Below are 23,547 nucleotides of genomic sequence, written 5' to 3'. Positions count from 1 at the left end.
CGTCGTGCGCGCGTCCGACCGTCTTATCATCGGTCCGAGCCGCCGGGATCCCACGGAACACGCCAGAGCACGTCGCGCGTGGTGGAATTCGATCGAAGACTGGGACAAGGTTTACTCGTCGGATGTCCACTGGGAGCCCCCCCATCGTCCTGTGGGTGTCGGCGAGCCTTCACGAGCGGGTGAACCTTTGGAGAGCTTGTAGCTGGCTGCGTCATCTCGGGTTCTCGCATCAAAACATCTTCGTTCTCGATTTTGAACCAGTTCCACCCTCGAGAGCAGCAAGCCAAGAGGTCTTGACTCGTCCGTTCACCTGCTCCGAGTCGGTGTCCGATCATCCGGATGAGGTTCTTCTGCACCGTCTCGACAAGGCACAACCCTGGTCAGCCGAACGTTATGATCAGGCCGTCCGCCTCTGGGACAGCTACGTCGACGAGAACCCATTGCCGTTCGTCGAGAGCTGCATCACCGGCGTCGAAGGCTTTGCAGAGCTCGCTCCCCTGTGCGCGCTTCTCTCGTGCTTCTTCCCGAGAAGGACCGCAGAAGGACGCCTGCGTCTTAGCCGATTTGACGAGCTGATCTTTTCCCTCCTCTCGTCCGAGTGGCAGACGGCCCTGGCACTGGCCGTCCATAAATCGGAGACGCGAATGCACCTGTGGCATCTCCTCTCCTGTACAGGCGACCTGTTCCTGGAAGCTCGTCTGGATCAATGGGCAACGCATGATTCGAGCGCCGCCGTCGAGCGCGCTCCTGGCCCGAAGCCACCTGGCCACCCGATGCTCTCGCAGGTGTATCGCCTCACGGAACGTGGGATGCGCCTCCGAGACACGGGGCTCGATCAGCTCGGGGACGCGCCGAGCCTGCCGATAGCCGGGACCGAGGCGTACTCGCCCGCCGCCCCCTGGGTGCTACTCGACGACGGACGGCTCGCTCGATCGTGAGCACGGGTCTCCCGGGCGCCGGCAGCCGGGCTCGATGAGGCGCGCCGAGCCGTCTACGGGGATCTGGTGCTACCCTCGCTGAACGCAGCCGCGAGGCGGAAGTTGGAGGCGATGATGAAGGGCGGATACCAGTTCCAGAGCGAATTCGCGCGCAGCTACATAGCGAAGGGGCGAGAGGAAGGGTTCCGGGTGGGGAAGGCACAGGCCGTGCTCGCCTGCCTCGAGGCCCGCGGGCTGGAGGTCTCCGTCGAGATGCGGGAACGCGTCCTCGCGAGCACCGACCTCGACGAGCTGGACCGCTGGATCCGCCGTGCCGCGACCATCGGCGGCGCCCGGGAGCTCCTCGCCACGACCGACTCCTGAGGGCGCCTCGCACACCAGGAGCGGACAAGCACGCTGCTTCTGTTGCTGGCAGGCGATGGCAGGCCGGCCGGGCGCCATCCTACTTCTCCGCCCTCGCCTCCTTCAGCGCCGGCGGCAGTGGCGGTAGCCACGGACGCGAGCGATACCCGGGCTTCCGGTACGACACGATCGGGATCGTTTCGCTTTTCAGAACGAAAACACACCGCTCTTGCCATGTCGTCCGAGTGAGGGCGCCGGGAGTCCAAGCCGGAGCTGAATCGGAGGGCCAGCTACGCAAGAGCCACACCGGACGCCATGTCCGAGGCATCGGTACGGCGTTGACGACCGTCGAGGGCTTGATTCCGCTCGTGCGCCCGAGCGCCCTCCCCTCTCGTTCAGCCCCGTGCCCTGACCGTCGGGGGCGACGCGGGTCACATGGCGTGATGACCCCGAGGAGCTCTCCGGAATTCATGAGTGGGAGGACGCTGCTCGGCCCGTGCGGGCCCCACCGCATGAGCCTGGCGCGCCACGCAAATCCAGCATGACTACAACCGCTTGTGAGACCACTCCATGCCCTCAATGACCCATGAAGCCCTGGTGGAGCTCTTCAAGAACCGGCCGACGCTCGCCGCCGAGATGCTGCACGACGCGCTCGGCCATCCGGTCCCGACCTTCACGGAGGCGCGTGTCGAGTCATCTGACCTCGCCGAGATCGTGCCCTCCGATCGCCGCGCGGACGTCGTCGTCGTGCTGCTGGTCGGCGAGCAGCAGCGGCGCGCGATGGCCATCGTGGTCGAGGTCCAGCTCGGGGTGGACCCGGACAAGCCCTACGTCTGGCCCGTTTACGTCACCCAGACGCGCGCCCGGCACCGCTGCCCGACCCGGCTGCTGGTCGTGACGATCGACGCGAAGATGGCGCGGTGGAGCGCGCGGCCGATCGATACGGGTCATCCCGGATGGACGCTGACGCCGCTGGTGCTCGGGCCCCAGGGCGTCCCGGTCGTCACCGACGCCGAGCAGGCGAAGGCGGCGCCCGAGGTCGCCGTGCTCTCGGCCATGGCGCACGGACAGAGCGAGGTGGCGGAGGCGATCGGCGTGGCCTTTTTTTCGGGGGCGGCGGACGAGCTCGATGAGGAGCGCCGAGCCGTCTACGGGGACCTGGTGCTATCCTCGCTGAACGCAGCGGCGAGGCGGAAGTTGGAGGCGATGATGAAGAGCGGTTACCAGTTTCAGAGCGAATTCGCGCGCGGCTACGTGGCGAAAGGTCGGCAGGAGGGAATCGTCGAAGCCAAAGCGCACGACGTGCTCGCCATCCTCGAGGCCCGCGGGCTGGAGGTCCCCGCCGAGGTGCGGGAACGCGTGCTCGCGAGCACCGACATCGACGAGCTGGATCGCTGGATCCGCCGCGCCGCCGTGATCAGCGACGCCAGGGAGCTCCTCGTCACGACCGGCTCCTGAACCGACGCCCCGGGCCCCAGGAGCAGCCGAGCGCGCTGCCCCTGTCGCCAGACGGCGATGCAGGGTGTCCCCTGCACCCCTCCTACTTCTCCGCGCTCGCTTCCTTGAGCGGCGGCGGCAGCGCCGGCAGCCCCGGGCGCGGACGATACCCCGGCTTCCGGTACGACATGATCGGGATCGCCTCGTTCTTGTACGGCGCGCTCTCCCCAGGCTTCGGGCACTGATCTCGCACCCAGTACACGTCGAACGCCACGATCTCGTCCTCCGGCCGCCCGGTCCGCTCATGATACCTGAGCAGGTAGTCCTGGAGGCCCGGCTTGCGAAACGCCTTGTTCCGATCGAGCCGGATCCGGTTGAAATAGTCCTGCTGGATCTGGCCGAGCCCCAGCCCCCGCGCGTCGGAGAGGTTCAGATCCGGCGGGAGCCCCGTGAACGGATCCACATGCCGGCCGTCGACCGTGATCGCGTCCACGCTGATCGACCCGTCCTCCGTGATCGGGTTCGGCGCGAACATCCCCCACCCCTGGAGGATGCGCGGATACACGATCGTCGCCTGAACGAACTTCGGCTGAGTGTGCTTGAGGAACGCCGGAACGCTCTTGTTCTCGTTGATGGCCTGGCTCACCGCGCAGAGCCCGAGGTACGCGATCAGCGCCTCCCGCGCGATCGTCCTTCCGCGGGCGAAGCGCTCCGCGAGCGGCGACGGGCTCTCCACCACGCCCGCCCCCCGCCCGCGCGGCGCCCGATCCAGCCCGAAATACCGCGCGATCCCGTCGCGCCGCCTCGAGACGACCCCGAGCAGCGCGCCCGGCGCGCCGAGGGCCAGCGCCCAGACGAACGGCCAGGCAAAGCGACCTCCCGGGAGCGCCTGCACGATCTCGCGCAGCGCCGCCGCGCCGCGGAACACCCGCCCATCCGCCGGGTCGGTCGCGTCGCGCACCTCGAAGAGCTCCGGCCGGAGCTCCCCTCCCCCGGCCGCCTCCGCGCCGCCCGCCGGGACAGCGCGCGCCTCCTCGAACCGGAGCAGCTCCAGCGCGTCGAGCCGGACAAGGAAGCGCATGAGCGCGAACGCGAGCGGTGAATCGCCGTCATAAACGACGACCCGGGGCGCCGCGCGGCGGCGATACCAGCGCTCGAGCGCGTCCCAGTGCTGCGCCGTCGGCAGCAGGAACGACCAGGCGATCATGAACCACGAGAACGGGCCGAGGCGCATCATCACCCCGAACGAGCCGTGCAGGGCCCACATCCCCCCCATCGCGAGCGCCCGCGTGAAGCGGCGGCCATAGGGCGAGAGGATCCACGTGATGAGCAGCGCCTCGAGCACCAGCACGCCCCAGGTGAGCCCCTTCATCGCCCAGAAAGGGATGAGCTCCCGCGCGAGGACGGCGATCCCGGTCACCATGCGATCGAGGTGCAAGACGTAGTGCACCGTCTCGCCGCGACGCCAGATCTGGCCCGACTTGTTGACGACGTTGAAATAATAGATGGTCGCCAGGTTCAGGATCGCGAGGAGCACGATCCCCGAGACGTACGGCCGCTCGGCCCACTCGGGGCGCCTCCGATCCGCGAGATCGGCGGCCGTCCGCTCCCGCCGCTCACGGTACGAGCGAATCAGCGCGTCGACGGAGAAGCGCCTGCCGGTCGGCATGAACATGGCCCAGCAGGTGATGATGTTCACGACGACATAGCCGCCGTTCTCGATCATGACGATCCGGTTGTCCCTGCTCGCCACGAGCACGAACGCCAGGATCGAGAACAGCCGCGTGTTCCATCCGACGAAGAAGCAGAGGAAGCAGAAGAGCGAGAGCGCGAACGCGACGTGGACCTCTCCCGTCGACGAGAACGCGTGATACAGGCTGAAGTTGTATCCGCTGCTCGGGTGGAAGAGGTGATAGTGGTTGGTGAGCACCCCTTCGTTGCTGTAGATCCAGCTCGCCTCGGCCCAGTGGCGCACGCAGTCGGCCGAGAGGAGGAAGCCGAGCACCAGCCTGAACAGGCCGAGCGTGCGGACGTCGATGGTGCAGTAATGCTCCTTGATCCATCGCCCCACGCGCCGGAGGCGCGCCGCAGGAGAGCGCGCCGGACGCCTCGGAGCCCCGCCCTCGGGCGCTCGCGGCGCGCCCTCACCGCGCGGCGCGCTCTCCCGCGGCTCGCCCTCGCCGGGCGGTACATCCCCTGTCGACGCGCCCTCACCGGGCGGCGCGCCCGCGCCACTTCCGAGCGCCGCGTCGGGTTCCGCGGCGCTCGGCTCCTCGTCAGGCCGACCCATCCGAGCGCCTCAGTTCGGCTTGCCGTGCCGGCGGAGGGTCGGCACGAGGGGTAGGCCCCCCTCGCCCAGCTTTCCCGTGCCACCCCGTGAGTGCGAGAACAGCTTGTCCCGCTCGAAGCTGCTCGGCGCGGGCTCGCCCGGCGCGGGGATCGACGCCGAGACCCAGTACGCATCGAAGCCCGACAGCGACGCCTCGCGCCCTTTTCCGGACGCCTGGGGCCCGCCCTTCGCGAGGTAGTCGCGGAAGGCGCGCTGGTAATCGGACCACTCCGGCCGCCGGATGCGATCGAGGTAATCGGACCAGAGCTGGCCGAGCCGCGCCCCGGGGTGCCCCGCAGGCTGGAGCCGCGGCTCCTCCCCGGTCAGCGGATCGATCGGCTCCGACGCGCGCGTCTGGCCGTCGATCACCATCAGCGCGTTGACCCGCGGCGGCTCGGGCGCCATCACGTTCCACCTCGCCAGCATGCGCGGCCACGACGCCACGCCCGCGAGCACCGCCCCCTGCGGGACGGCCGCCGCGCCGGGCAGCGGGTTCTCCTTCGCCGTCTGCGCCAGCACCGCGGCGAGCACCACGAGCACCGCCGCCTCCCGCAGCGACCCCAGCGCGAGCCGCGCCGTCCGCACCGCCGGCGCAGGGACGTCCGGAGCGGGGCCCGCGTCGCCGCCGTCCGCTCCGCCCTCGTCGGGCAGCGGGACCCCGCACGCCTGCCGCCCCAGGAGCTCGCTGATGCGGTGCCTGCGGGCCGCGACCACGTCGTAGAGCGCGTTCAGGAGGTGCGAGATGCCCGGCAGCTTGAGCGGCCAGGCGAGCCAGCCGAGCGGCAACGCCAGGAGCCCCTCGGTCACCGCGGCGCCCCGCATGTACACGCGCCCCTTCCGGTCGATCGCGAGCGCCGTCCGCTCCACGAGCTCCGGCGTGACCTCCTTCGGCATCGGCACGCGCTCCTCGGCCCCCGTCTGGTTGCGGACGTAGAGCTCGTCGAGCGTCACATTGCCCTGGAACGTCAGGTGCTCGCGCAGATCGAGCCGCTTGACCAGGCGCGCCAGGAGGAGGCAAACGCCGCAATCGGCGTCGTACACGAGCGTGCGCGCGCGCCCCTCGCTCCAGGAGCGCTCGTACACATCCCAGAGCTCGCCGGGCAGCACGAGCGGCGCCGCGGCGGCGAGCGCCCAGCCGAACAGCCCGAGATCGAAGAAGACCCCGAGGATCAGCCCGTGCAGGACCATCAGCGCGGCCGCGACCCCGCGCGTCCAGCGGAAGAGCGCCGGGACGAAGAGCAGCGCCGGGATCGCGAGCTGCATGGCCCACGTGCCGAACGTGAGCCCGCGCAGCGTGCCGAGCGGCAGGACGTCGCGGAGCCAGATGCCCGCGTCGCTCGCCAGGCGCTCGGCGTGGAGCGCATAGTAGAACGCCGTCCCGTCGCGCCACGCCTCGCCGCGCTGCTGGAGCGCCGTACAGAGGTAGATGAGGGCGAGCTGCAGCAGCACGGCCAGCGCGGCGAGCGACGTCGGCGACCACCCGGGCAGGCGCTCGGCCGCGATCTCGGCCTCCGAGGCCCTCGATCTGTCGTTCAGCTCCGTGTCGCGCTTCTCGTCCCGCAGGGCGAGCGAGGCGCGGAGGCTGTCGAGCGAGAAGCGGCTCCCGCACGGCAGGAACGCCGTGAGCGCGAGGATCGCGATCGCCGCGTAGTTGCCGGCGTTCTCCAGCAGGACGTTCCTCGACGTCAGGCTCACCAGCACGAGCAGCGAGAGCGCATGGAAGACGCGCGTCCGGTGGCCGATGAGGAACAGGGCGTAGACGACGAGCGCCAGCGAGAAGGCGAAGTGGGCCTCTCCCTCCGTCGAGATGGCGTGGAACAGGCTGAAGACCTGCTGTTTGCCCCGGAGGTTGAAGAGGTGGTTGTGGTTCGGGAGGACGCCCTCGTTCGAGTAGAAGTCCCGCACCCATCGCCACCGCCCGAAGAGGTCGGCGATAAGGACCAGCCCGAAGGTGATGCGAAACAACCCGAGCGAACGGGCATCAAGACGCAAGAAGTGATCGCGAAGTGATTTCACGGAGAGTCCTCGACACGGAATCCGTAATCCGATGCGTGCTCGAGCTCAGGGACGCTCGGCTTACGCAAGAGCAGGGAGCGCACCGTCCAGAGATCGCCGAAGACGCGGTAGCGCAGCGCGGTCTGGTCGAGGTAATCGACGCCCGCGGAGCCGCCCGTGCCGGTGCGCCGGCCGATCACCCGCTCGACCATCCGCGCGTGGCGCTGCCGCCAGATGAGCATGGCCTGCTCCATCTCCAGGATGCGGTCGAGCACCTCGCGCGGCCACGCGAGCCGGGGCAGCTCGCGGTAGCTCTCGATGAAGACGATCGCCGCGCGGACCGCCCGGCGCTTCTCGCGCGTGGCCGCGTCGGCCGCCGGATCGTCCTCGGCGAGCAGGAACGCCTCGGCGGCCGCGCTCTCCGCCTCGTAGCGCGCGCGGAGCCGCTCGACGTCCGGCGGGGTGAGCGCCTTGTCGATCGCCATCTGGACGCGGCGCTCGTTCTCCTGGCGCATCGAGCGCGTGTAGCTGCGCAGGAAGCTCACGACGCCTTCCGGCTCGCTCGACCCGTCGATCGGCGTCCGCGAGAGCCACTCGTCCAGGAAGTGCTTGAGGCTCGGCCCGCTCGCGAGCCTCGCCTCCACGCGGCGCGTGGCCGCCGAGGGCGCGCCGTCCGCTGTCTTGAGCGCCTCCTTGTAGCTGCCCTCCCGGCCGAGCGGGATCCGGAGCGCGTCGTCAAGGCCCAGCAGGAGCTCGATCTCGCGCAGCTGCGCCGACTGGAAGCCGCTCGCGGGGATGAGGCGATCGCGGAAATCGAGATAATCGCGGGTCGTGAGCGTCTCCATGACCCGGAAGTGCTCGATCGCCTGCTCGAAGATGGTGACGACCCGCCGGAACGAGCGCGCCGCGGAGGCGAGCTTCTGATCGGGCACGGGGTTCTGGCGGAAGAGCTCGCGCGCCGAGGTGAGCTCCCGGAGGATGAGCTTGAACCAGAGCTCGTAGATCTGGTGGACGACGATGAACAGGGCCTCGTCGTTGCCGACCTTCTGCTCGTCGTCGTCGAATCCACCCTGGAGGGCGAGCAGCTCCTCGACGTGGATGTAATCCCAGTAATTCATGTCCTTGGTGATTCGAGAGGCGCCGCCAGCGGCGTTGGTGCGGCGTGTTCGCAGCAAGCGGTGCGCCCGCGCCACGAGCGGCGCCGGGAGTCTACTTCCCGCCCCCCGGGAAACGGAAGGGCCTGGCACGGGTCGCACGGATTGCGCGTCTGCGCAAAAAGCAACGGGATGCGCCGCCGGGCGAGCGCGCGCGGCGAGGCGGGGCGCACGCGGGCGGCCTCCACCGCGGAGCGCGCGCGGCGCGCTCAGGGCGCGCTCGCGGCGCCGGGAGGCGGATCGGCCGGGGCGCGCCGCACGCCGTCGGGGCCCATGTCGACGGGCGGCGCGTAGCTCTTGAGCTCGGCCCGCTCGTGGCTCGCCCCGCCCGCGGCCTCGATCACCACCACGCCGACGTCCGGGCAGAACGTCGACACGTAGCGCGCGGGCCTGTCGCCGAGGCGCTCCTCCACGGTCTGCACGCACCCCGTGAACCGTCCCGCGGGCACCTCGATCGCCACGTCGACCGCGGTGATCCGCGCGCGGCCGCCGTGCTCGCCGGTCCACGTGGTGCCGGGCGCGATCGGCTCCTTGAGCACGAAGACGCCCGTGTCGCCGCGGATCACGCCCTCGCCGGTGAACTCGAAGCGCTTCACGCCCGAGGGGAACCGGAGCTCGCCGCGGCGCGCGTCCGCGCGGTGCACGCGCGCGACGAGGAGGCCCTGCTCGCCGCCCTCGCTCATGGTCGCGTAGTGGTAGATGTGCCCGTCGACGAGCGGGAAGTAGCGCTCGGCCCGCGTGCCCGAGGCGGCGCCCCGCTGCCCGTCGGGCGCCGCGTCCCACGCCGCGGGCCGACCCGGGCCGGGGGCGCCCCCGCAGGCGATCAGCGCGAGCGCGAGCGCGGCGAGCCAGCGCGCGGGGAGGCGGCCTGAGGGACGTCCGGGCTCGGCGTTCACCGCGCTGCCTCCTCGGGGATCACGGGGCCGCGTGGCCGTGGGACCAGTACCAGAGCGCGAGGAACGCGAGCAGCGCCATGGCCGCGACGAGCAGGACGACGGCCAGCGGGTCGGGGTCGATCCGGCGCAGCAGCGCCCGCGCCGCGCGGCGGATCTCGTCGCGCTCGGCCTCCTTCGCGAGCCGCCCCGCCTCCGCGCGGACCAGCGCGTAGTCACCGCGCTCGAACGCCTGCTCGAGGCGCTCGATCTCGGGATCGCGAGGGCGCGCCGGCTCGGCGTTGCCGGGGGGCGACGCCGCCTTCTCGTCGCGCCGCTTCCCGCGCTTCTTCGGCGGGCGCCGCGGCTCGGCGTCGGCCTGCGCGTCCGGCGGCGAGCTCGGATCCGGCTCGGGCCGGGCGTCCGTGTCGGCCTGCTCCGTGTCGGTCACGTACAGCTCTCGGTGGTGATGTAGGCCATGGCCGAACCCGCGGCAGATCCCCGGGACGGCGCAGGCTACCTCAGGCCCGGCCGCGCGTGCCCGAAAAAGGCCCGAAAAGCCGCTGTCCGCCAGCGTCCCGGCCTACTCGACCGGCAGCCGGTCCCGCTGCCGGTCGACCTCGCCCGGATCCGGGCGATCTCGCCACGGGACCATCGCCTCGCCCTCGCCGCTCACCACGCAGCGGAGCGCCTCGCAGGCGGCCCGGTAGTACGCCTTGCGACCGCAGCCGACGGCCTTGAAATGACCGCCGAGCTGCTCCTCGATGCGGACGTCCTTGTCGGCGCAATCGAGGTCGGAGGTGGCGCGCGCCCGGATCATCGGCATCGCGTTCGACGGCACGTTGGACACGCTGCACGCCGGGGAGAGCGCGCCGGCGAGGAGGACGGCGAGGGGGGCGAGGGCGGCGAGACGGGGTGGGCGCACGGCGGGAGCGTAATGCACCGTTCGGCTCGAAATCCCGAGAAATGAACCGCGGCGGGCCGGCGAGCACACCGCGTTCGCCCTCGATCCCGGCGCCCTCCGCCTCTCGCGCGGCCTGGCCCGCCCGCTCCCTCCGCCCCGTCGCGCACGCTCTGCACACGCGCCGCAGAGCGGCGGTCACCCGCACAGGAGACGGGTCCAGATCGGCGTTTTCGGCGCGGAAGCGCACTCCAGTGCGCTGAGCACCGAAAACGCCGAGATGGGCCCGTATCCGAAGCGGGTGACCGCCGCTCTCAGAACTGGAAGTACACGAACGGCACCGCGGCCGCGCTCGCCGCCTCGTGGAGCCCGATCGCCACCAGGAACAGCAGCGCGCCCTGCACCGGCGCGGGCGCCGCGATGAAGGCGCCGCGGGCGCGCTCGTAGAGGCGCTCCGGCACGTAATGGGACAGGAGCGCGACCCCGAGCAGCGCGACGAGCACGGGCGGGAGGTTCGGGTGGAAGGTCGTCAGCGTGCCGATCTGCCGCAGGATGAGCACGGCCTGCGAGAACGTCGGCACGCGGAAGAAGATCCACGCGAAGCAGACGTAGTGGAACGTCAGCAGCACACACAGCGCGCGGAGGGGAACGCGGGAGAGGAGCGAGCTCGCGGTCGCGCCCCCGCGCTCGCCCTCGCCGGCGGATCGCCGGCGCTGGACCGCGCGCTGGAAGGCGCGCGTCACGGCGAGGCCGAGGCCGTGGAGGAAGCCCCAGAAGACGAAGTTCCACGATGCCCCGTGCCAGAGGCCGCCGAGCAGCATCGTGATCATCAGGTTGCGGTACGTCGCCAGCTCGGAGCCGCGGTTGCCGCCGAGCGGGATGTACAGGTAGTCGCGGAGCCAGGTGGAGAGCGAGATGTGCCAGCGGCGCCAGAAATCGGCGAGGTTGTGCGCCTTGTACGGCGCGTCGAAGTTCTTCGGGAACCGCACGCCGAGCAGGAGCGCCGAGCCGATCGCGATGTCGGTGTAGCCGGAGAAATCGCAGTAGATCTGCGCGGCGTAGCCGTAGACGCCCGCGAGGACCTCCAGGGCCGAGTAGTTCTCCGGGCGCTCGAACACGCGGTCGACGAGGTTGAGCGCGAGCTGGTCGGAGAGGACGACCTTCTTCACGAGGCCGATCGCGACGAGGAACAGGCCCTCCCCGCCCTCCTCGAGGGTGAGGCTCGGGGCGCGCTCGAACTGCGGGAGCAGGTCCCGCGGGCGAACGATCGGCCCGGCGACGAGGTGGGGGAAGAACGCGACGAAGAGCAGGTAGCGGAGGTAGCTCTTGTGGGGCGGGAGCTCGCCCCGGTACACGTCGACGACGTAGCTCATCGACTCGAACGTGAAGAACGAGATGCCGACCGGCGGCAGGAGCACCCGGAACGCGTGGCCCACGCTCGCCGGCTCGCCCGTGAGCAAGGCGCGGAGCGCCGCGGCGTTCTCGAGCGCGAAGTTCCAGTACTTGAAGAACCCCAGGAACCCGAGGTTCAGCGCCACGGTGGCGATGAGCATCGCGCGCCGCGCCCGGGGCCGTTCCTCGCGGGCGATCGCGCGGGCGAGCAGGAAGTCGACCGTGGACGAGGCGAAGATGAGCGGCAGGTAGCGCCAGTCCCAGGCCGCGTAGAACCCGTAGCTCACGAGCAGCAGGAACACGAGGCGCGGCCAGGCGCCGGCGTACCGCACGAGCGCCCACGATCCGACGAAGACGGCGGCGAAGAACTCGGCGTAACGGAGGGTATTGAAGAGCACGGCCGGTCGGACCCCGGGTCAGGCTGCGGCGAGGGGCGCGGCGCGCGGCGGGGCCGAGCGCGTTGTCGAGGAGGAGCGGGCTACCCGGGCGGTGGGGGGCCGTCTACCACAGGGAGCGCGGCGCGGTCGCGCTCCTGGCGCGGCCCGATGGCGCCGCGCGGTCGCGCTCACAGCGCGGCGCCCTGCGGAACGGCGCGGAACGGCGCGGAACGGTACGCAACGGCGCGGAACGGTACGCAACGGCGCGGAACGGCGCCGGGAACGCGACCGCGCGGGGCCGCGTTTGAACGGCGCCATGGCGCTGCGCCATGTTGAACGGCGCCCCGCGTCGTGCCAAGGATGGAGCTGATGCTGGGTCGCCTGATCCTCGGGGTTGTGAAGGGGCTCATCGTGGGGGGCCTGCTGGGCTTCGCGCTGGCGAAGCTCGGCTTCGCCGCGCCCATGGCGATCGTCGCCTACCTGGCCGCGGCGCTCGCCGGGGTCCTCGTGGGGCTGGTCGCGGGCAAGCCCATCTGGGCGAAGGACGCGAAGATCGAGGCGGGGATGAAGGCCTTCGTCGGGGCGCTGCTCGGCGCCGCCCTGATGTACGCCGCGCGCAGGTGGCTCACGGTGCCGGTGCCGCTGCCGCTCGGCGAGCTCGGGGGCGCGAACCTGTCGCTCGGCGAGGCCGCGGGGGGCACCGGGACGTTCGGCGGCCTGGCGATCACGTCGCTCGCCGCGATCGCCGCGCTGCTCGGCGGCTTCTACGAGGCCGACAACGACCCCTCGGACGAGGAGAAGCCGGGCGCGAAGCCGGCGGTGAAGGCGGCGGCCGGGGGCAACAACAAGCGCATCGCCGCCTCCGCCGCGGCGGACGAGCTCGACGACGACCTCGAGCTCGAGCCCGAGAAGAAGCGCGCGAAGAAGTAGCCGGTGCCGTTCGCGCGGGCCCTCCTCTACGCGGCGTCGCTCGGCGCGCTCGCGCTGGTCGCGCGCTCGCTGCTCGTCGCGCCGGTGCCCATGGCGGTCGCGGGCGCGGCCATCGCCGGCTATCTCGCGCTCGTCCTGTGCGGGGTCTTCTTCCTCGGCCTCGGGATGTTCGTCGACGTCGTGAAGCGCGGCCCGCCCGGCGCGCGGGGCGTGGCGCTGACCTTCGACGACGGGCCGAGCCCGGAGCACACGCCGGCGGTCCTCGCGCTCCTCGACGAGGCGGGCGTGAAGGCGACGTTCTTCGTCATCGGCCGCAAGGCCGAGGCCCACCCGGAGCTCGTCCGCGAGATCGCGGCGCGGGGCCACGCCATCGCCCTGCACAGCCACGCGCACGACCGGCTCTTCTCGCTGCGCTCGGCCCGCCGGGTCGAGCGCGACCTCCGGCAGAACCTCGACGTCATCGAGCGGATCACCGGCGCCCGCCCCACCCTCTTCAGGCCGCCGGTCGGCCACACGAGCCCGCGCATCGCCCGCGTGGTGGACGCGCTCGACCTCGACGTAATCGGCTGGTCGGCGCGGGGGTTCGACGGGCTCGCCGGGGCGGACCCCGGGCGGGTGGCGGCGCGGATCATCCCGGGGCTCCGCGACGGGGCGATCGTGCTGCTCCACGACGCGGCCGAGCGCGACGACCACGCGCCCGCGGGGCCCCTGGCGCTCCCGCGCATCCTGGCGGCGATGGAGAAGCGCAACCTGGTCGGGGTCCGCGTCGACGCGTGGCTCGACGACGGCGCGCGGGACGCCTAGACCACCTCTGTCGGGTGGCGCTACGCTCGGTCCGATGGCCGCGCCGGTGAGTCTGACGCTCTTTGCGCATATCGCCGGGAGACCGGAGGATGAGCTCGATCTCGCCGAGGCGGCGCTCCTCATCGACGACGCCGCGTACCCGGGCCTCGACATCCCGCACTACCTCGGCGTGCTCGACCGGCTCGGCGGCGAGGCGCGGCGCGCGGTCGATCGCCCCCTGCGCGCCGCGGAGGCGACGCCGGGCAGCGGCCCCATCGAGCAGCTGCTCCGCTGGTTCTACGGCGACCTCGGGTTCCACGGGAACTCCGGGGACTACTACGACCCGAAGAACAGCTACCTGCACGAGGTCCTGGATCGCCGGACGGGCATCCCCATCACGCTGGCCGTCGTCCTCCTCGAGGTGTGCTGGCGCGCGGGCCTCGAGGCCCAGGGCGTCTCGTTCCCGGGCCATTTCCTCGTGAGGACGCCGGTCCGCGGCGGCGTGCTGCTCATCGACCCGTTCGAGGGCCGCCTGCTCGGCCGGGACGACCTGCGCGCGCTGCACACCCGCGCCACGGGCGCCACGCGCGATCCGGAGCCGCGGCTGCTCGTGCCCGCGCAGAAGCGGCAGATCCTGGTGCGCATGCTGAACAACCTGCGGTCGATCTACTCGAGCCGCTCGGACGCGTCGCGGCTGCGCAGCGTGCTCGAGCGGATGCAGGTGCTCGCGCCGACCGACGAGCTCCGGAAGGAGCTCGATCAGCTCGGCGGCGAGCGCCCGTGGCCGTCCGCGGGGCGAGACGTGAACTGACGCGTCCCGATCGCCGCTCGCGCACCGCGCGCGATCGGATACGCTCGTCGGCATGGGTCAACCCGCCACGACCCCCCCGACCTTCGAGGAGCTCTACCAGAGCATCCGCGCCCTGCCCGAGCACCTGACGGGCGAGATCCTGGAGCCCGGCGTCCTCCGCACGATGTCGCGTCCCGGGAAGCGCCACCGCCGCGCGGCCAGGCTCTGCCTGCACGGCCTCGTCCCGTTCGACGCGAACGTCGGCGGCGTCGGCTGGTGGATCGAGCCCGAGACGGAGATCCGTTTCCCCGGCGGCCGGCTCGCCGTGCCTGATCTGTGCGGCTTCCGGGTCGAGCGGGTCCCCGAGCTGCCGGACGAGAACCCGCTGACGATCCTCCCCGACTGGTGCTGCGAGGTCCTGTCGCCGCGGACCGCCCGCGATGACGTGGCGGTGAAGCTGCCGCTCTACGCGCGCTCCGGCGTCGGCTGGAGCTGGATCGTGGACCCGATGCGCCGGCTGGTCGAGGTCTTCGAGACGGTCGGTGGGAGGCCGGCGCTCACGGCGACCGCGCAGGACGACGAGCGCGCTGTGCTACCGCCCTTCAACGGAGAGCTCGCGGTCGCCTCGTGGTGGATTCCGGGCGCCGCCGAGGAGTAGAGCGCTCCCGCCCAGGGGAGGGCGGGGGCTCGCCGCCAGACGGGAGAAGCGAGGGCCACTGCCGATCGCTCCGTTCGCGTGGGATCGCGCGTGGGATCGCGCGTTGGCCCTCCCATCACCCATGCCCGTCGGCCGCCCCCGGCAGCAGCACCACGAACCGCGCCCCGCCGTCCGCGCCTCGCTCGACCCCGATCGTCCCGCCGGCCGCCTCCACGAGTCCCCGGCACACAGCGAGCCCGAGCCCCGTCCCCTCGCCGACCTCCTTGGTCGTGATGAACGGCTCGAACAGCGTCTCGCGGACCTCCTCCGCGATCCCCGGCCCGTTGTCCTCGACCTCGATCCGCGCGCCCCCGCCCGCGCCCCGCGACGCGCGCACCGCCACGCGCCCCCCGACGCGCGGCACCGCGTCGGCCGCGTTCAGGAGCAGGTTCAGGAGCACCTGCACGAGCTGCCCGTGCGCGAGCGGCACCGCCGGCACGTCGGGCGCGACGTCCCGCTCGAGCTCGATCGCGCGGAACGCCTTCTGCGGCGTGACGAGCGAGACGACGTCGCCGATCGCCTCCGCGACCGACCCCGAGGGGAGGTGCCCTGCCTCTCCATCGTCGCCGGCCTCGGCCGCGCCCCGCGCCGCGGGCCGGGCGAAGTCGAGCAGGTCGCGCAGGATCTTGTGGATCCGCTCCGTCTCCCGCTTCATCCGCTCGACGAAGTCGCGCTCCTCGGCCGGCGTGAGGCCCCCGGCGAGCAGCAGATCCTGCAGTCCGAGGATCGCCGCGAGCGGGTTGCCGATCTCGTGCGCGAGCCCCGCCGCCAGGCGCCCCACGGACGCGAGCCGCTCCGAGCGGACAAGCCGCTCCTGCGCGCTCTTCAGGTCCGCCGCGTAGCGCTCGATCTCGGCGATCTTCGCCCGCAGCGACTCCTCGTCGGCGCGGAGGCGGCCCGTCATGAGCGCGAGGCTCGCGCCGAGCTCCGCGAGCTCCCGCGCGCCGGCCCGCGGCACTTCCAGGTCGCGCGCCCCGCCGGCCACGCGGCGCGCGGCCTCCGACACCGCGTCGATCGGCCGCACAACGAGGTGCGTCATCGAGATGTACGCGAACACGAGCAGCGCCAGCGCCACGATGCCCGTGTAGAGCGCCACGATCCGCACGAGCGGCGCGGCGGCCACCGTCGACGGGTCGGTCGGCACCAGCACGGCCACGGAGCCCGTCGACGTCGCGGGCGCCGGCTCCGCGAGAGACGCCGCCGCGCGCGCAGGCTCCGGGACGACCACCAGGAGCGCATCGCCGCGCGCCGTCCGCACCGTCTTCAGCACCTCCGTGCCGGCCTCCACCGAGGCGGGCAGGGCCGCCACGATCTCCGGCTCCCCTGCGCGGCCCGAGAGCGCCCCGGCCGCGTCGTAGACGCCGATCGCCGACGCCCCGTCCGGGCCGAGCTGCGCCTCTAGCAGGAGCGAGAGCTCCGGGGCGGAGCGGGTCGTCCGCGCCGCGGCCACGTGCCCGGCGATGGCGCGGCCGATCGCGCGGGCGCTCGACGCGCGCGCGCCGCTCATCGTGGCCCGCGTGAGGCTCGCCACGGCGAAGAAGAGCGGCACGAACGCCAGGAGGAGCAGCGCGCCGAGCGCGAACAAGAGCTGAAGCCGGATCCCGAGCCGCACGGTGTGGTCTGCCCCCTGTCGTACCGTCCTCGCCCAGCTCGGCGCCCGCTCGTCCGCGGCATCGCGCTGGGCTCGGAGGAACGACCTCTCTGATAGCGGCATGCGCGCCCATGGCAAAGCTCGCGAAGCTCGCAACGCGCGCAACGCTCGCAACGCTCCGACGAACGGCTGGGCCTGGTGCCCGCCGCGCCGGCCTGGTACCCGCCGCGCCGAGCTGGTACCCGCCGCGGCAGCCAGACGTGAACGACGTGAACGACGTGAATGACGCAAACAACGCGAACGACGCGAACCACGCTGGCTGTTACAACGGCGAACCTCTTGCGCGCTTGATCGCTCGCCCAGAGGCGTGACATCATGGCTGGTTCAATGGGGATAGTCTTATGAGCTTGCTCGAATCCTCCTCCGACGTGATCGACCCACACCATGTTCCTTTCCTCGCCGGCTCCGCCGCCCGCGACGCGCGCCCGTCGACCGGCCGGCGCGACCGCTCGACCGAGCGCGCTGGGCTGGCTGCGGCGAGCGACGCCGATCACGACCTGCTCCGCCTCGAGATCGAGCTCCTCCGCCGCGGCGGTCGGGACGCCCTGGAGCTGCGCCGGGAGCTCGCGGCGTTCTTCTTCGTCGTCATCGCCCTCTTCGGCGTCGCGCAGCTCGTCCGGGATCTCATCCGCGCCGATCTGCCGCCGCTGCTCCAGATGGGCTATTCGTGGGGTTTCTTGCTGCTGCTCCTCGTGCCGATCGGGTGGTTCGTCCGGCGGCAGCCGCTGCCGCTCGCGCGGCTCGGCGTGACGCTCTCGGGCGCGCGGCATAGCCTCCGCGAAGCGCTCGTCATCGCCGCCATGGCCTTCGCCGCGTGCCTCGCGCTCCGCGCGGGGCCGGCCCTGCGCGGCGAGCCGTGGCTCGACTGGGGCTCGGTCGCGGGGTATTCGGGCCTCGAGTTCGCGATCTTCCTCGCGAGTTATGGGCCGCACTGCCTGCTCCAGGAGTTCATCGCGCGCGGCGTGATCCAGACCTCGCTCGAGCGGCTCCTGCCCGACGCCGGGCGCCTCGCGCCCATCGTCGTCACCTCGGTGCTCTTCGGCGTGTTCCACCTGTATGTCTCGCTGGCCTTCGCGGTCATCACCTTCGCCGCGAGCGTCCTCTTCGGCCTCTTTTACGCGCGCCACCGCACCCTCGTCGGCGTCACCGCCGTCCATCTCACGGTCGGCCTCGCCAGCGTCGCCGCTGGCCTCAACTGACGCTCTCCGCGACAGGCACCCTTCCGCGAAGCGGCCCGAACGGATTGTCTCCCTCGACGTCACGGTGTCCCGAAAGGCCTTTTCTTCCGAAGGCGGCGACCAGCGGCCAGAAGCGAGATCAACCGACGTGGTGCGCGCCCAGCGCCCTGGAGGGTGCCCTGCTCGATGAGCAGAGAAGACCTATGACGCCCTCGATGCAAGAAGCGGGGAATGGCCCAATGCGGCAACATGTGGTGACCACGCCGAGATCGGGCGCACCACATGGTCTCGATGGCCTTGCGCTTGCTATCGGCCCGCTCACGTGCTCGGCGTGCTCAGGATCGTGGACCGGATCGGATCTCCCGTGCCGGCGTCGGCGCCCGCGCCCGAGCCGCAAGCGAGGCGAGTGTGAGGAGGTCTGCGGCTACAGGGGCTGCGCTGTGCGCGATCGCTGCGATTCACCCCATGCCGGCCTGCACGCCGGGCATCGAGCCGGACCACGACCGCTCGTCCGCCGAGCCGGCGGCGTCGTCCCTGGGACGCGCGACGCAGCGGGCGAGCAGGTACGGGTGGAAGGCCGTTCGTATGAATGACTTCAGCCGCGACGAGATGGTGGATGTGCTCTGGGAGCATCCCGAGAAGAGCCTGGCGGCGATCTGGCTGATGGAGGGGACCCAGCTCGTCGCGCCGGGGCCGGTCATCCCGGGGCCGCTCGGCCAGGGCTGGGAGGCGGTCAACGCGGGTGACTTCAACTCCGACGGCATGGCGGATGTGCTCTGGCGCAACATCGACCAGAACCTGGTGGCCATATGGCTGATGGAAGGGAGCCAGCTGCTCTCGCCGGGGCCGATCATCCCGGGGCCGACCGGCCAGGGCTGGAAGGTGATCGGGGTGTCCGATCTGAACCGCGACGGCATGGGGGATGTGATCTGGAACAACAAAGATCAGAACGTGATGACGACATGGACGATGAATGGACCGCAGCTGCTCGCGCCGGGGCCGGTCATCCCGGGGCCGCTCGGCCAGGGCTGGGTGGCGCGCAGCGCGCGCGACTTCAACCGCGACGGCATGGGGGACGTGATCTGGGACAACGAAGAGCAGAGCCTGATGGCCGTCTGGCTGATGGAGGGCGCCCAGCTGCTCGCGCCGGGGCCGATCCTCCCGGGGCTCGGCCCCGGCTTTCACGTCGTCACCGCGCAGGACTACGACGGAGACGGCATGGCGGACGTGCTCTGGAACGACACGGAGCGGAACCTCATGGCCGTCTGGCTGATGGCGGGCGCCTCCCTGGTGATCGCGGCGGGGCCGGTGATCCCGGGGCCTCTCGGCCGCGGCTGGGAGGCGCGCCCCGCCTCCGACAGCAATTTCGACGGCATGGCGGACGTGCTCTGGTACGCCAAAGGAACGAACCAGGCGGCTGTCTGGTTGATGGACGGCACTCAGCTGCTCGCGCCGGGGCCGGTGTTTCCGGGGCCCTACGACGGCGGGTGACAGGGCGCCGTCCCACGTCCGCTGCGCTGTCTCGGCGCCGGCGGCGCTGGCGCCATCGACGCGGAGGCAGAGGGGGGACGGAGACGCTCAACACAGCCGAGATTGGGCAACAATTTCGGGCACTTGCGTCCGCGTCCCGGCCGTCCCCGCGACGATCCCTCCGGAGCGCGCAGAGATGATGGATACAGCGTGGCTGTCCAGGAGGGCACGGGGCGCGCAGGAGATTTTTTCACCTCGCGCCAGCGCCGTGATTTGTCATTGACAGCCGCGGATCGCTTTGCTCTTCATTGTAATGCTGCCCTTCTGAGCCGACCGGGACGTACATGACCGCCGCATGCTCCGCGACCGCCCTCTCGTACGGATCCATCCGCGTTTCGGTCCAGCGTGGCGTTCGTCGGGACGGAGGCGGCCTTGGCTCGCGGGATTGAGCTGGATCGTTCGCGCTATCCGCTGGTCGCGATGCGGGCCGGCGAGCACTACACCCAAGACGATTGGGACGTGCTGATGCGCGGCATGATCCAGCTCATCGTCTCGGGGCCGTTCGGCCTGATCAACGACACGCGCGGCAGCAGCATGCCGAACGCCGTGCAGCGGCGAGCCGTCGCGCAGATGTACGCCGACTACGAGAGGCAAGCGCGCGCGCACCTGCTCGCGTCCGGCATCGTGGGCGATTCCAGCCTGGTGAACGGCATCCTGACCGCGCTCAACTGGCTGAAGCCGCCGCCGCATCCCGTCAGGGTCTTCTCGTCCATGACCGACGCGGAGCGCTGGGTGCTCCAGCATTTCAACGTCGAGCTCCGCCGGCAGGCCCAGGCGCCGAGCGTCGAGCACAGGGTCGGCTGACCCGCCCCGCCACCGCCACCGCCACCGCCACCGCCACCGCCGCCGCGCCGCGCGGCGACGCCGGCGCAGGTCCTCGCAGCGCGGCCCCGCTCTTCCTTTTTGCTAGACACGCGCCGACACGAGGTGAGATATTGTGCTGTCGGCCCCACGCTCGTCACACAGGCAACGACGGAAGGGAGCACTCTATGAAGAAGCGCGCTGTGCTCGTCGGCATCAACGACTATTCAGACAGACCGCTCGCGGGACCCCTCAACGACGTTGCGTTGATGCGCAGGTTCCTCAAAGACCGCTGTGGCTTCAACGTCAACACAGAGATCGTACGTGCCCTCGACGCGACAGGGACCAAGGGAGCCATCCTGGAGCGGCTCGAGTGGCTCGTACATGGGGCAGAGCCCGGCGATCGGCTCCTCTTCCACTTCAGCGGCCACGGCGACCAGCTCACCTCGGCGGGCGACGCTGGCGAAGCCGATCAGCTGGACGAGGTGCTCTGCACGCTCGGCTTCAACAGCACGAACGCCACGGCGATCCGTGACAATGAGCTCGCGGCGCTCTTCTCCAGGCTGCGGCCCAGCGGCGCGCACCTCGTATGGGCCTGCGACTCGTGCCACGCCGGCGGCATGCCCCGCGCGGCGCGCGGGGCAGGAGAGGCGGCAGGAGGCGAGAAGACCGTTCGCAGCTGGAGCGTCTCCCCGGAGCGCGAGCCCCGGAGCGCGCGGGCGCTCGCGCCGGGGCGCGCGGCGGGCCGGATGCGCGAGGCGATGAGCGCGCTCCCCGTCGTCTTCATCGGAGCCTGCGCGGAGGGACAGCAAGCGTACGAAGGTCCTCTGGGCGGCCAGGTCTATGGAGCGCTCACCTATCACCTCGTCCAAGAGCTCGAGCGGCCGGGAGGGCTGACGGCCTCCATCGCGCAGATCGTCGAGAACACCAGTCGCGCCATGAGGCAGGCCGGCTATGTCCAGGATGCCGTCCTCGTGGCGCCGGGCGAACGCGCGGCGGCGCCGCTCTTCTGGCCCTGAGCGGGAGCATGGCTTTCCTGCGCTCGCGCGCAAACCAATCTTCAGGAGACAATCGTTCATGATGAATCAACACCGGTGGCCGGTCGGGCTTGTCATGCTTGCGGCGCTCTTTTCTTCAGGATGCACGACGGACCCGGACGTGGAGAGATACCTCATTGTCACGCCGGCCTCGAAGCAGCCGGACTCGCCGGCGCTGGGGACCAACGTGTTCGTCCAGCAGCGAGGAGGCACGCACCTGCGGCTAAAGACGGTCGCAGGGAAGCTCGATTTCTCGACGGACGCGCCTGGAGGAGACGCGCAGCAGTCCGCGTGCATCGCCGCGCCGCCCGCCGACGAGCCGTGGTTCTTCATCGTGATGCCGGACGACGTCGAATGCGAGCTCTACGTCGATCTCCTCGGGCGCGGCAGCGGAGACGACGCCCCGGCGTGCTCGGGACCGCTGCTCGCTAGCCGGTTGTTGCCTATCACGACCGCTCGACAGAACCCCTCCGACGGCGCCGATGGCGGCGGGGGAGGTGCGGGCGGCGGCACAGGGGGCGCGGGCGGCGGCACAGGGGGCGCGGGCGGCGGCACAGGGGGCGCGGGCGGCGGCACAGGGGGCACGGGCGGCGGCACAGGGGGCGCGGGCGGGACAGGAGGAAGCGAATCGTGATCAAAGTGCGGGAGCGCAAGCTCATCAAGTTGAACCATGGCGCGCCGTGGATGCAGTCCGTGCTCATCGCGGCAAGCGTCGGCGCGGTCCTCCTCACGACCCGCGTTGGCCATGCTGCAGACGGCGAATGCAGGGAGGTCGCCGTCGAGTGTATTGCTGGGAAATCGTGTACCGGTCTTGTGCTCGACCTCGAAACGGAGATCAAGCAGGAGTTGCCCGCTCTCCAGAAGCGCGTCCCCGCCGCTCCCGATCCAGCGCTAAAAGCGCTCGTGGCGAACGTGACAAGCGCGCAGGGCGCGTTTCTCACGAAGAAACAAGAGATGGATAGCGCAAGCACGGCGACCGATAAGGAGACGAAAGCGAGAGAAGCAGTCGCTGCGCACTGCGCTTACGTCAATGCGAGGAAGGCTGTAGACCAGGCGCTCGCGGCTGTGCCGGCGGCGGCTGCGGCACCGATGCCTGCCGGCCCCGGCCTCGCAGAGCCGCCGCAGGACTGCAACGACCCTGCCAAGGCGCGGGCGTGCGCCCAGCAGCTCCACGCTCAGGCCTCGCACGCCAGCCAGCAGCTCGCGTCCGGCGTGCAGGCGGCCACGGCGCTCGTGAAGGAGCTGAAGAAAGACATCCCGTCGATCGCCGATCGCGCCGCGGAGATCGAGAATCAGCTCGGAGCGGTCGATATCAACGCGCACGTTACGGCCCTCGACACGCACGCCAAGGATGCGAAGCTCACGGACGCAACGGAGGCATTGGAGATTTATAAGTCTCTGGACGACGTAGCCAAGTTGGTCGACCAGGCCAAGGCCGTGCAGGCGAAGCGCCAGGAGATCCAGCAGATTTGCACGACGTCGTGCAGGGCCCCCGGCGCCTTCTGCATGGACGCGAGATCCGGCGAGCCGCTCTGCGACGGCCTGGAGCCCGATGTCTACTCCCTCGTCGACTCTCTGTCTCCCAAAGACAAGCTGATCGTGCGCGTATTCGGCGAGGCGGCGCTCAAGGACAAGGTCAAGCTCTCGGTGAGCTTCCTCCGCTCCGCGGACCGGCTCTTCGAGAAGGATGCGGCGGCCACAGGCGCGAAGGCCGCGACCGCGCCCACCATCGTGCTGCTCGCGGAGCAGGTCGCGGAGATCCCCGAGGACACGTCGATCACGTCGCTGAAGATCCGCTACGAGCTCGCGGCCGTCGATCCGGGGAGCGCGATCGACGAGTCGTATGCCGTGTCGATCGATCAGGGGCAGTACTACCTCGAGTTCGGAGCCCTCTTCCCCATCGTCGTCAACGGGTCTCGGCGCGTCGTCCAGACCACCCTCCCCGGCACCGGCGGCGAGCGTCGCCTCTCGGTCCAGGAGGACTGGAGCGTCAACCCCTCGATCGTGCTCAACGTCTTTCCCGGCGGCCGGCGCCGCGGCGTCATCTCATCGTTTCAGGACATGCGGTGCGCGACGACGTTCGGCGATCTGCTCGGCGTCCAGGCCGGCGTGGATCTCGACCTCGGCCAGCCCTTCGATCGCGTCTTCCTCGGCGGCGTGCTCGAGCCCGTCGCGGGGCTCAGCTTCAACGCCGGCTTGGCGCTCATCCAGCAGGAGTACCTGCCCTCGGGCCACGCGGAGAATATGATCCTCGCCGAGGGAGATTCCCTGACGCCCGTGCGCCGATACACGCCTCGCTTTTACTTCGGTGCCACGCTGACCCTCGACATCGTGAACACCGCGGCGACCGCCACCACCAGCTTCGTGGGCAAGCTCACGCGTTGAGCGCGCTCGCGGGGGGCGCGTGCGAGGA

21 protein-coding genes are annotated in these 23,547 nt (G+C 71.0%); 13 read left to right on the top strand and 8 right to left on the bottom strand.

Annotated elements, in window-relative coordinates; all coding sequences use genetic code 11:
- The first annotated feature begins 323 nt into the window (after positions 1-323).
- From WME82_RS45685 to WME82_RS45675, 3 genes are all read left to right on the top strand, one after another.
- Positions 324-938: a hypothetical protein gene (locus tag WME82_RS45685; protein WP_438040454.1), complete on the top strand. Its 615-nt coding sequence runs from the start codon at positions 324-326 to the stop codon at positions 936-938.
- A 111-nt stretch (positions 939-1,049) separates the two neighbouring features.
- Positions 1,050-1,301 (top strand): hypothetical protein, encoded by a 252-nt coding sequence (locus tag WME82_RS45680; protein ID WP_438040453.1) that lies wholly within the window; start codon positions 1,050-1,052, stop codon positions 1,299-1,301.
- A gap of 549 nt (positions 1,302-1,850) precedes the next feature.
- Positions 1,851-2,738 carry a hypothetical protein gene (locus WME82_RS45675; RefSeq protein ID WP_438040452.1) on the top strand — a complete coding sequence of 296 codons (888 nt, stop codon included), beginning with the start codon at positions 1,851-1,853 and terminating at the stop codon, positions 2,736-2,738.
- Positions 2,739-2,820: 82 nt separating this feature from the next.
- Here WME82_RS45675 and WME82_RS45670 read toward each other — a convergent pair whose 3' ends face one another.
- From WME82_RS45670 to WME82_RS45640, 7 genes are all read right to left on the bottom strand, one after another.
- The gene (locus WME82_RS45670; RefSeq protein ID WP_438040451.1) at positions 2,821-5,007 is read right to left on the bottom strand and encodes a hypothetical protein; all 2,187 of its coding nucleotides are present in this window, start codon (positions 5,005-5,007) and stop codon (positions 2,821-2,823) included.
- Between the two features lie 9 nt (positions 5,008-5,016).
- A complete protein-coding gene (locus tag WME82_RS45665) occupies positions 5,017-7,062 on the bottom strand; it encodes a DCC1-like thiol-disulfide oxidoreductase family protein (protein WP_438040450.1) in 2,046 nt (681 codons plus the stop codon).
- Positions 7,059-8,171: a tryptophan 2,3-dioxygenase family protein gene (locus WME82_RS45660; protein WP_437748119.1), complete on the bottom strand. Its 1,113-nt coding sequence runs from the start codon at positions 8,169-8,171 to the stop codon at positions 7,059-7,061. The genes WME82_RS45665 and WME82_RS45660 overlap by 4 nt, the downstream gene beginning before the upstream one ends.
- A gap of 233 nt (positions 8,172-8,404) precedes the next feature.
- Positions 8,405-9,091, bottom strand: a complete 687-nt coding sequence (locus WME82_RS45655) for a hypothetical protein (RefSeq protein ID WP_438040449.1) — start codon at positions 9,089-9,091, stop codon at positions 8,405-8,407.
- A gap of 19 nt (positions 9,092-9,110) precedes the next feature.
- Positions 9,111-9,518, bottom strand: a complete 408-nt coding sequence (locus tag WME82_RS45650; protein ID WP_438040448.1) for a hypothetical protein — start codon at positions 9,516-9,518, stop codon at positions 9,111-9,113.
- A gap of 132 nt (positions 9,519-9,650) precedes the next feature.
- Positions 9,651-9,992 carry a hypothetical protein gene (locus tag WME82_RS45645; protein ID WP_438040447.1) on the bottom strand — a complete coding sequence of 114 codons (342 nt, stop codon included), beginning with the start codon at positions 9,990-9,992 and terminating at the stop codon, positions 9,651-9,653.
- A gap of 290 nt (positions 9,993-10,282) precedes the next feature.
- Positions 10,283-11,758 carry an MBOAT family O-acyltransferase gene (locus tag WME82_RS45640; protein ID WP_438040446.1) on the bottom strand — a complete coding sequence of 492 codons (1,476 nt, stop codon included), beginning with the start codon at positions 11,756-11,758 and terminating at the stop codon, positions 10,283-10,285.
- Between the two features lie 348 nt (positions 11,759-12,106).
- On the opposite strand from WME82_RS45640, the gene WME82_RS45635 reads away from it, so the two are divergent.
- The 4 genes from WME82_RS45635 to WME82_RS45620 are packed head-to-tail and all read left to right on the top strand — an operon-like array spanning position 12,107 to position 14,898.
- Complete coding sequence (locus WME82_RS45635) at positions 12,107-12,667, top strand: hypothetical protein (protein WP_438040445.1); 561 nt, start codon at positions 12,107-12,109, stop codon at positions 12,665-12,667.
- Positions 12,668-12,670: 3 nt separating this feature from the next.
- Positions 12,671-13,471 carry a polysaccharide deacetylase family protein gene (locus tag WME82_RS45630; protein WP_437742682.1) on the top strand — a complete coding sequence of 267 codons (801 nt, stop codon included), beginning with the start codon at positions 12,671-12,673 and terminating at the stop codon, positions 13,469-13,471.
- A gap of 46 nt (positions 13,472-13,517) precedes the next feature.
- Positions 13,518-14,261, top strand: a complete 744-nt coding sequence (locus tag WME82_RS45625; RefSeq protein WP_438040444.1) for a SirB1 family protein — start codon at positions 13,518-13,520, stop codon at positions 14,259-14,261.
- A 52-nt stretch (positions 14,262-14,313) separates the two neighbouring features.
- Complete coding sequence (locus WME82_RS45620; RefSeq protein ID WP_438040443.1) at positions 14,314-14,898, top strand: Uma2 family endonuclease; 585 nt, start codon at positions 14,314-14,316, stop codon at positions 14,896-14,898.
- Positions 14,899-15,013: 115 nt separating this feature from the next.
- Here WME82_RS45620 and WME82_RS45615 read toward each other — a convergent pair whose 3' ends face one another.
- Entirely contained in the window at positions 15,014-16,651 is a 1,638-nt protein-coding gene (locus WME82_RS45615; protein ID WP_438040442.1) for an ATP-binding protein, read from the bottom strand.
- A 278-nt stretch (positions 16,652-16,929) separates the two neighbouring features.
- Here WME82_RS45615 and WME82_RS45610 point away from each other — a divergent pair, with 278 nt between their 5' ends.
- From WME82_RS45610 to WME82_RS45585, 6 genes are all read left to right on the top strand, one after another.
- On the top strand, positions 16,930-17,787 hold the full coding sequence (locus WME82_RS45610; RefSeq protein WP_437713292.1) for a CPBP family intramembrane glutamic endopeptidase: 858 nt from the start codon (positions 16,930-16,932) through the stop codon (positions 17,785-17,787).
- A gap of 444 nt (positions 17,788-18,231) precedes the next feature.
- The gene (locus WME82_RS45605) at positions 18,232-19,257 is read left to right on the top strand and encodes an FG-GAP repeat domain-containing protein (protein WP_438040441.1); all 1,026 of its coding nucleotides are present in this window, start codon (positions 18,232-18,234) and stop codon (positions 19,255-19,257) included.
- A gap of 384 nt (positions 19,258-19,641) precedes the next feature.
- On the top strand, positions 19,642-20,100 hold the full coding sequence (locus WME82_RS45600) for a hypothetical protein (protein ID WP_438040440.1): 459 nt from the start codon (positions 19,642-19,644) through the stop codon (positions 20,098-20,100).
- A gap of 185 nt (positions 20,101-20,285) precedes the next feature.
- A complete protein-coding gene (locus tag WME82_RS45595) occupies positions 20,286-21,116 on the top strand; it encodes a caspase family protein (RefSeq protein ID WP_438040439.1) in 831 nt (276 codons plus the stop codon).
- Positions 21,117-21,174: 58 nt separating this feature from the next.
- Positions 21,175-21,768, top strand: coding sequence for a hypothetical protein (locus WME82_RS45590; protein WP_438040438.1), 594 nt, complete (start codon positions 21,175-21,177; stop codon positions 21,766-21,768).
- 455 nt (positions 21,769-22,223) lie between these two features.
- Entirely contained in the window at positions 22,224-23,519 is a 1,296-nt protein-coding gene (locus WME82_RS45585) for a hypothetical protein (RefSeq protein WP_438040437.1), read from the top strand.
- The last annotated feature ends 28 nt before the right edge of the window (positions 23,520-23,547 follow it).

The sequence above is a fragment of the Sorangium sp. So ce128 genome, assembly GCF_051525245.1.
Lineage (GTDB): Bacteria > Myxococcota_A > Polyangia > Polyangiales > Polyangiaceae > Sorangium > Sorangium cellulosum_B.
Note: the sequence above shows the minus strand (reverse complement) of the source record. Positions and strands in the feature narration are given on the sequence as shown.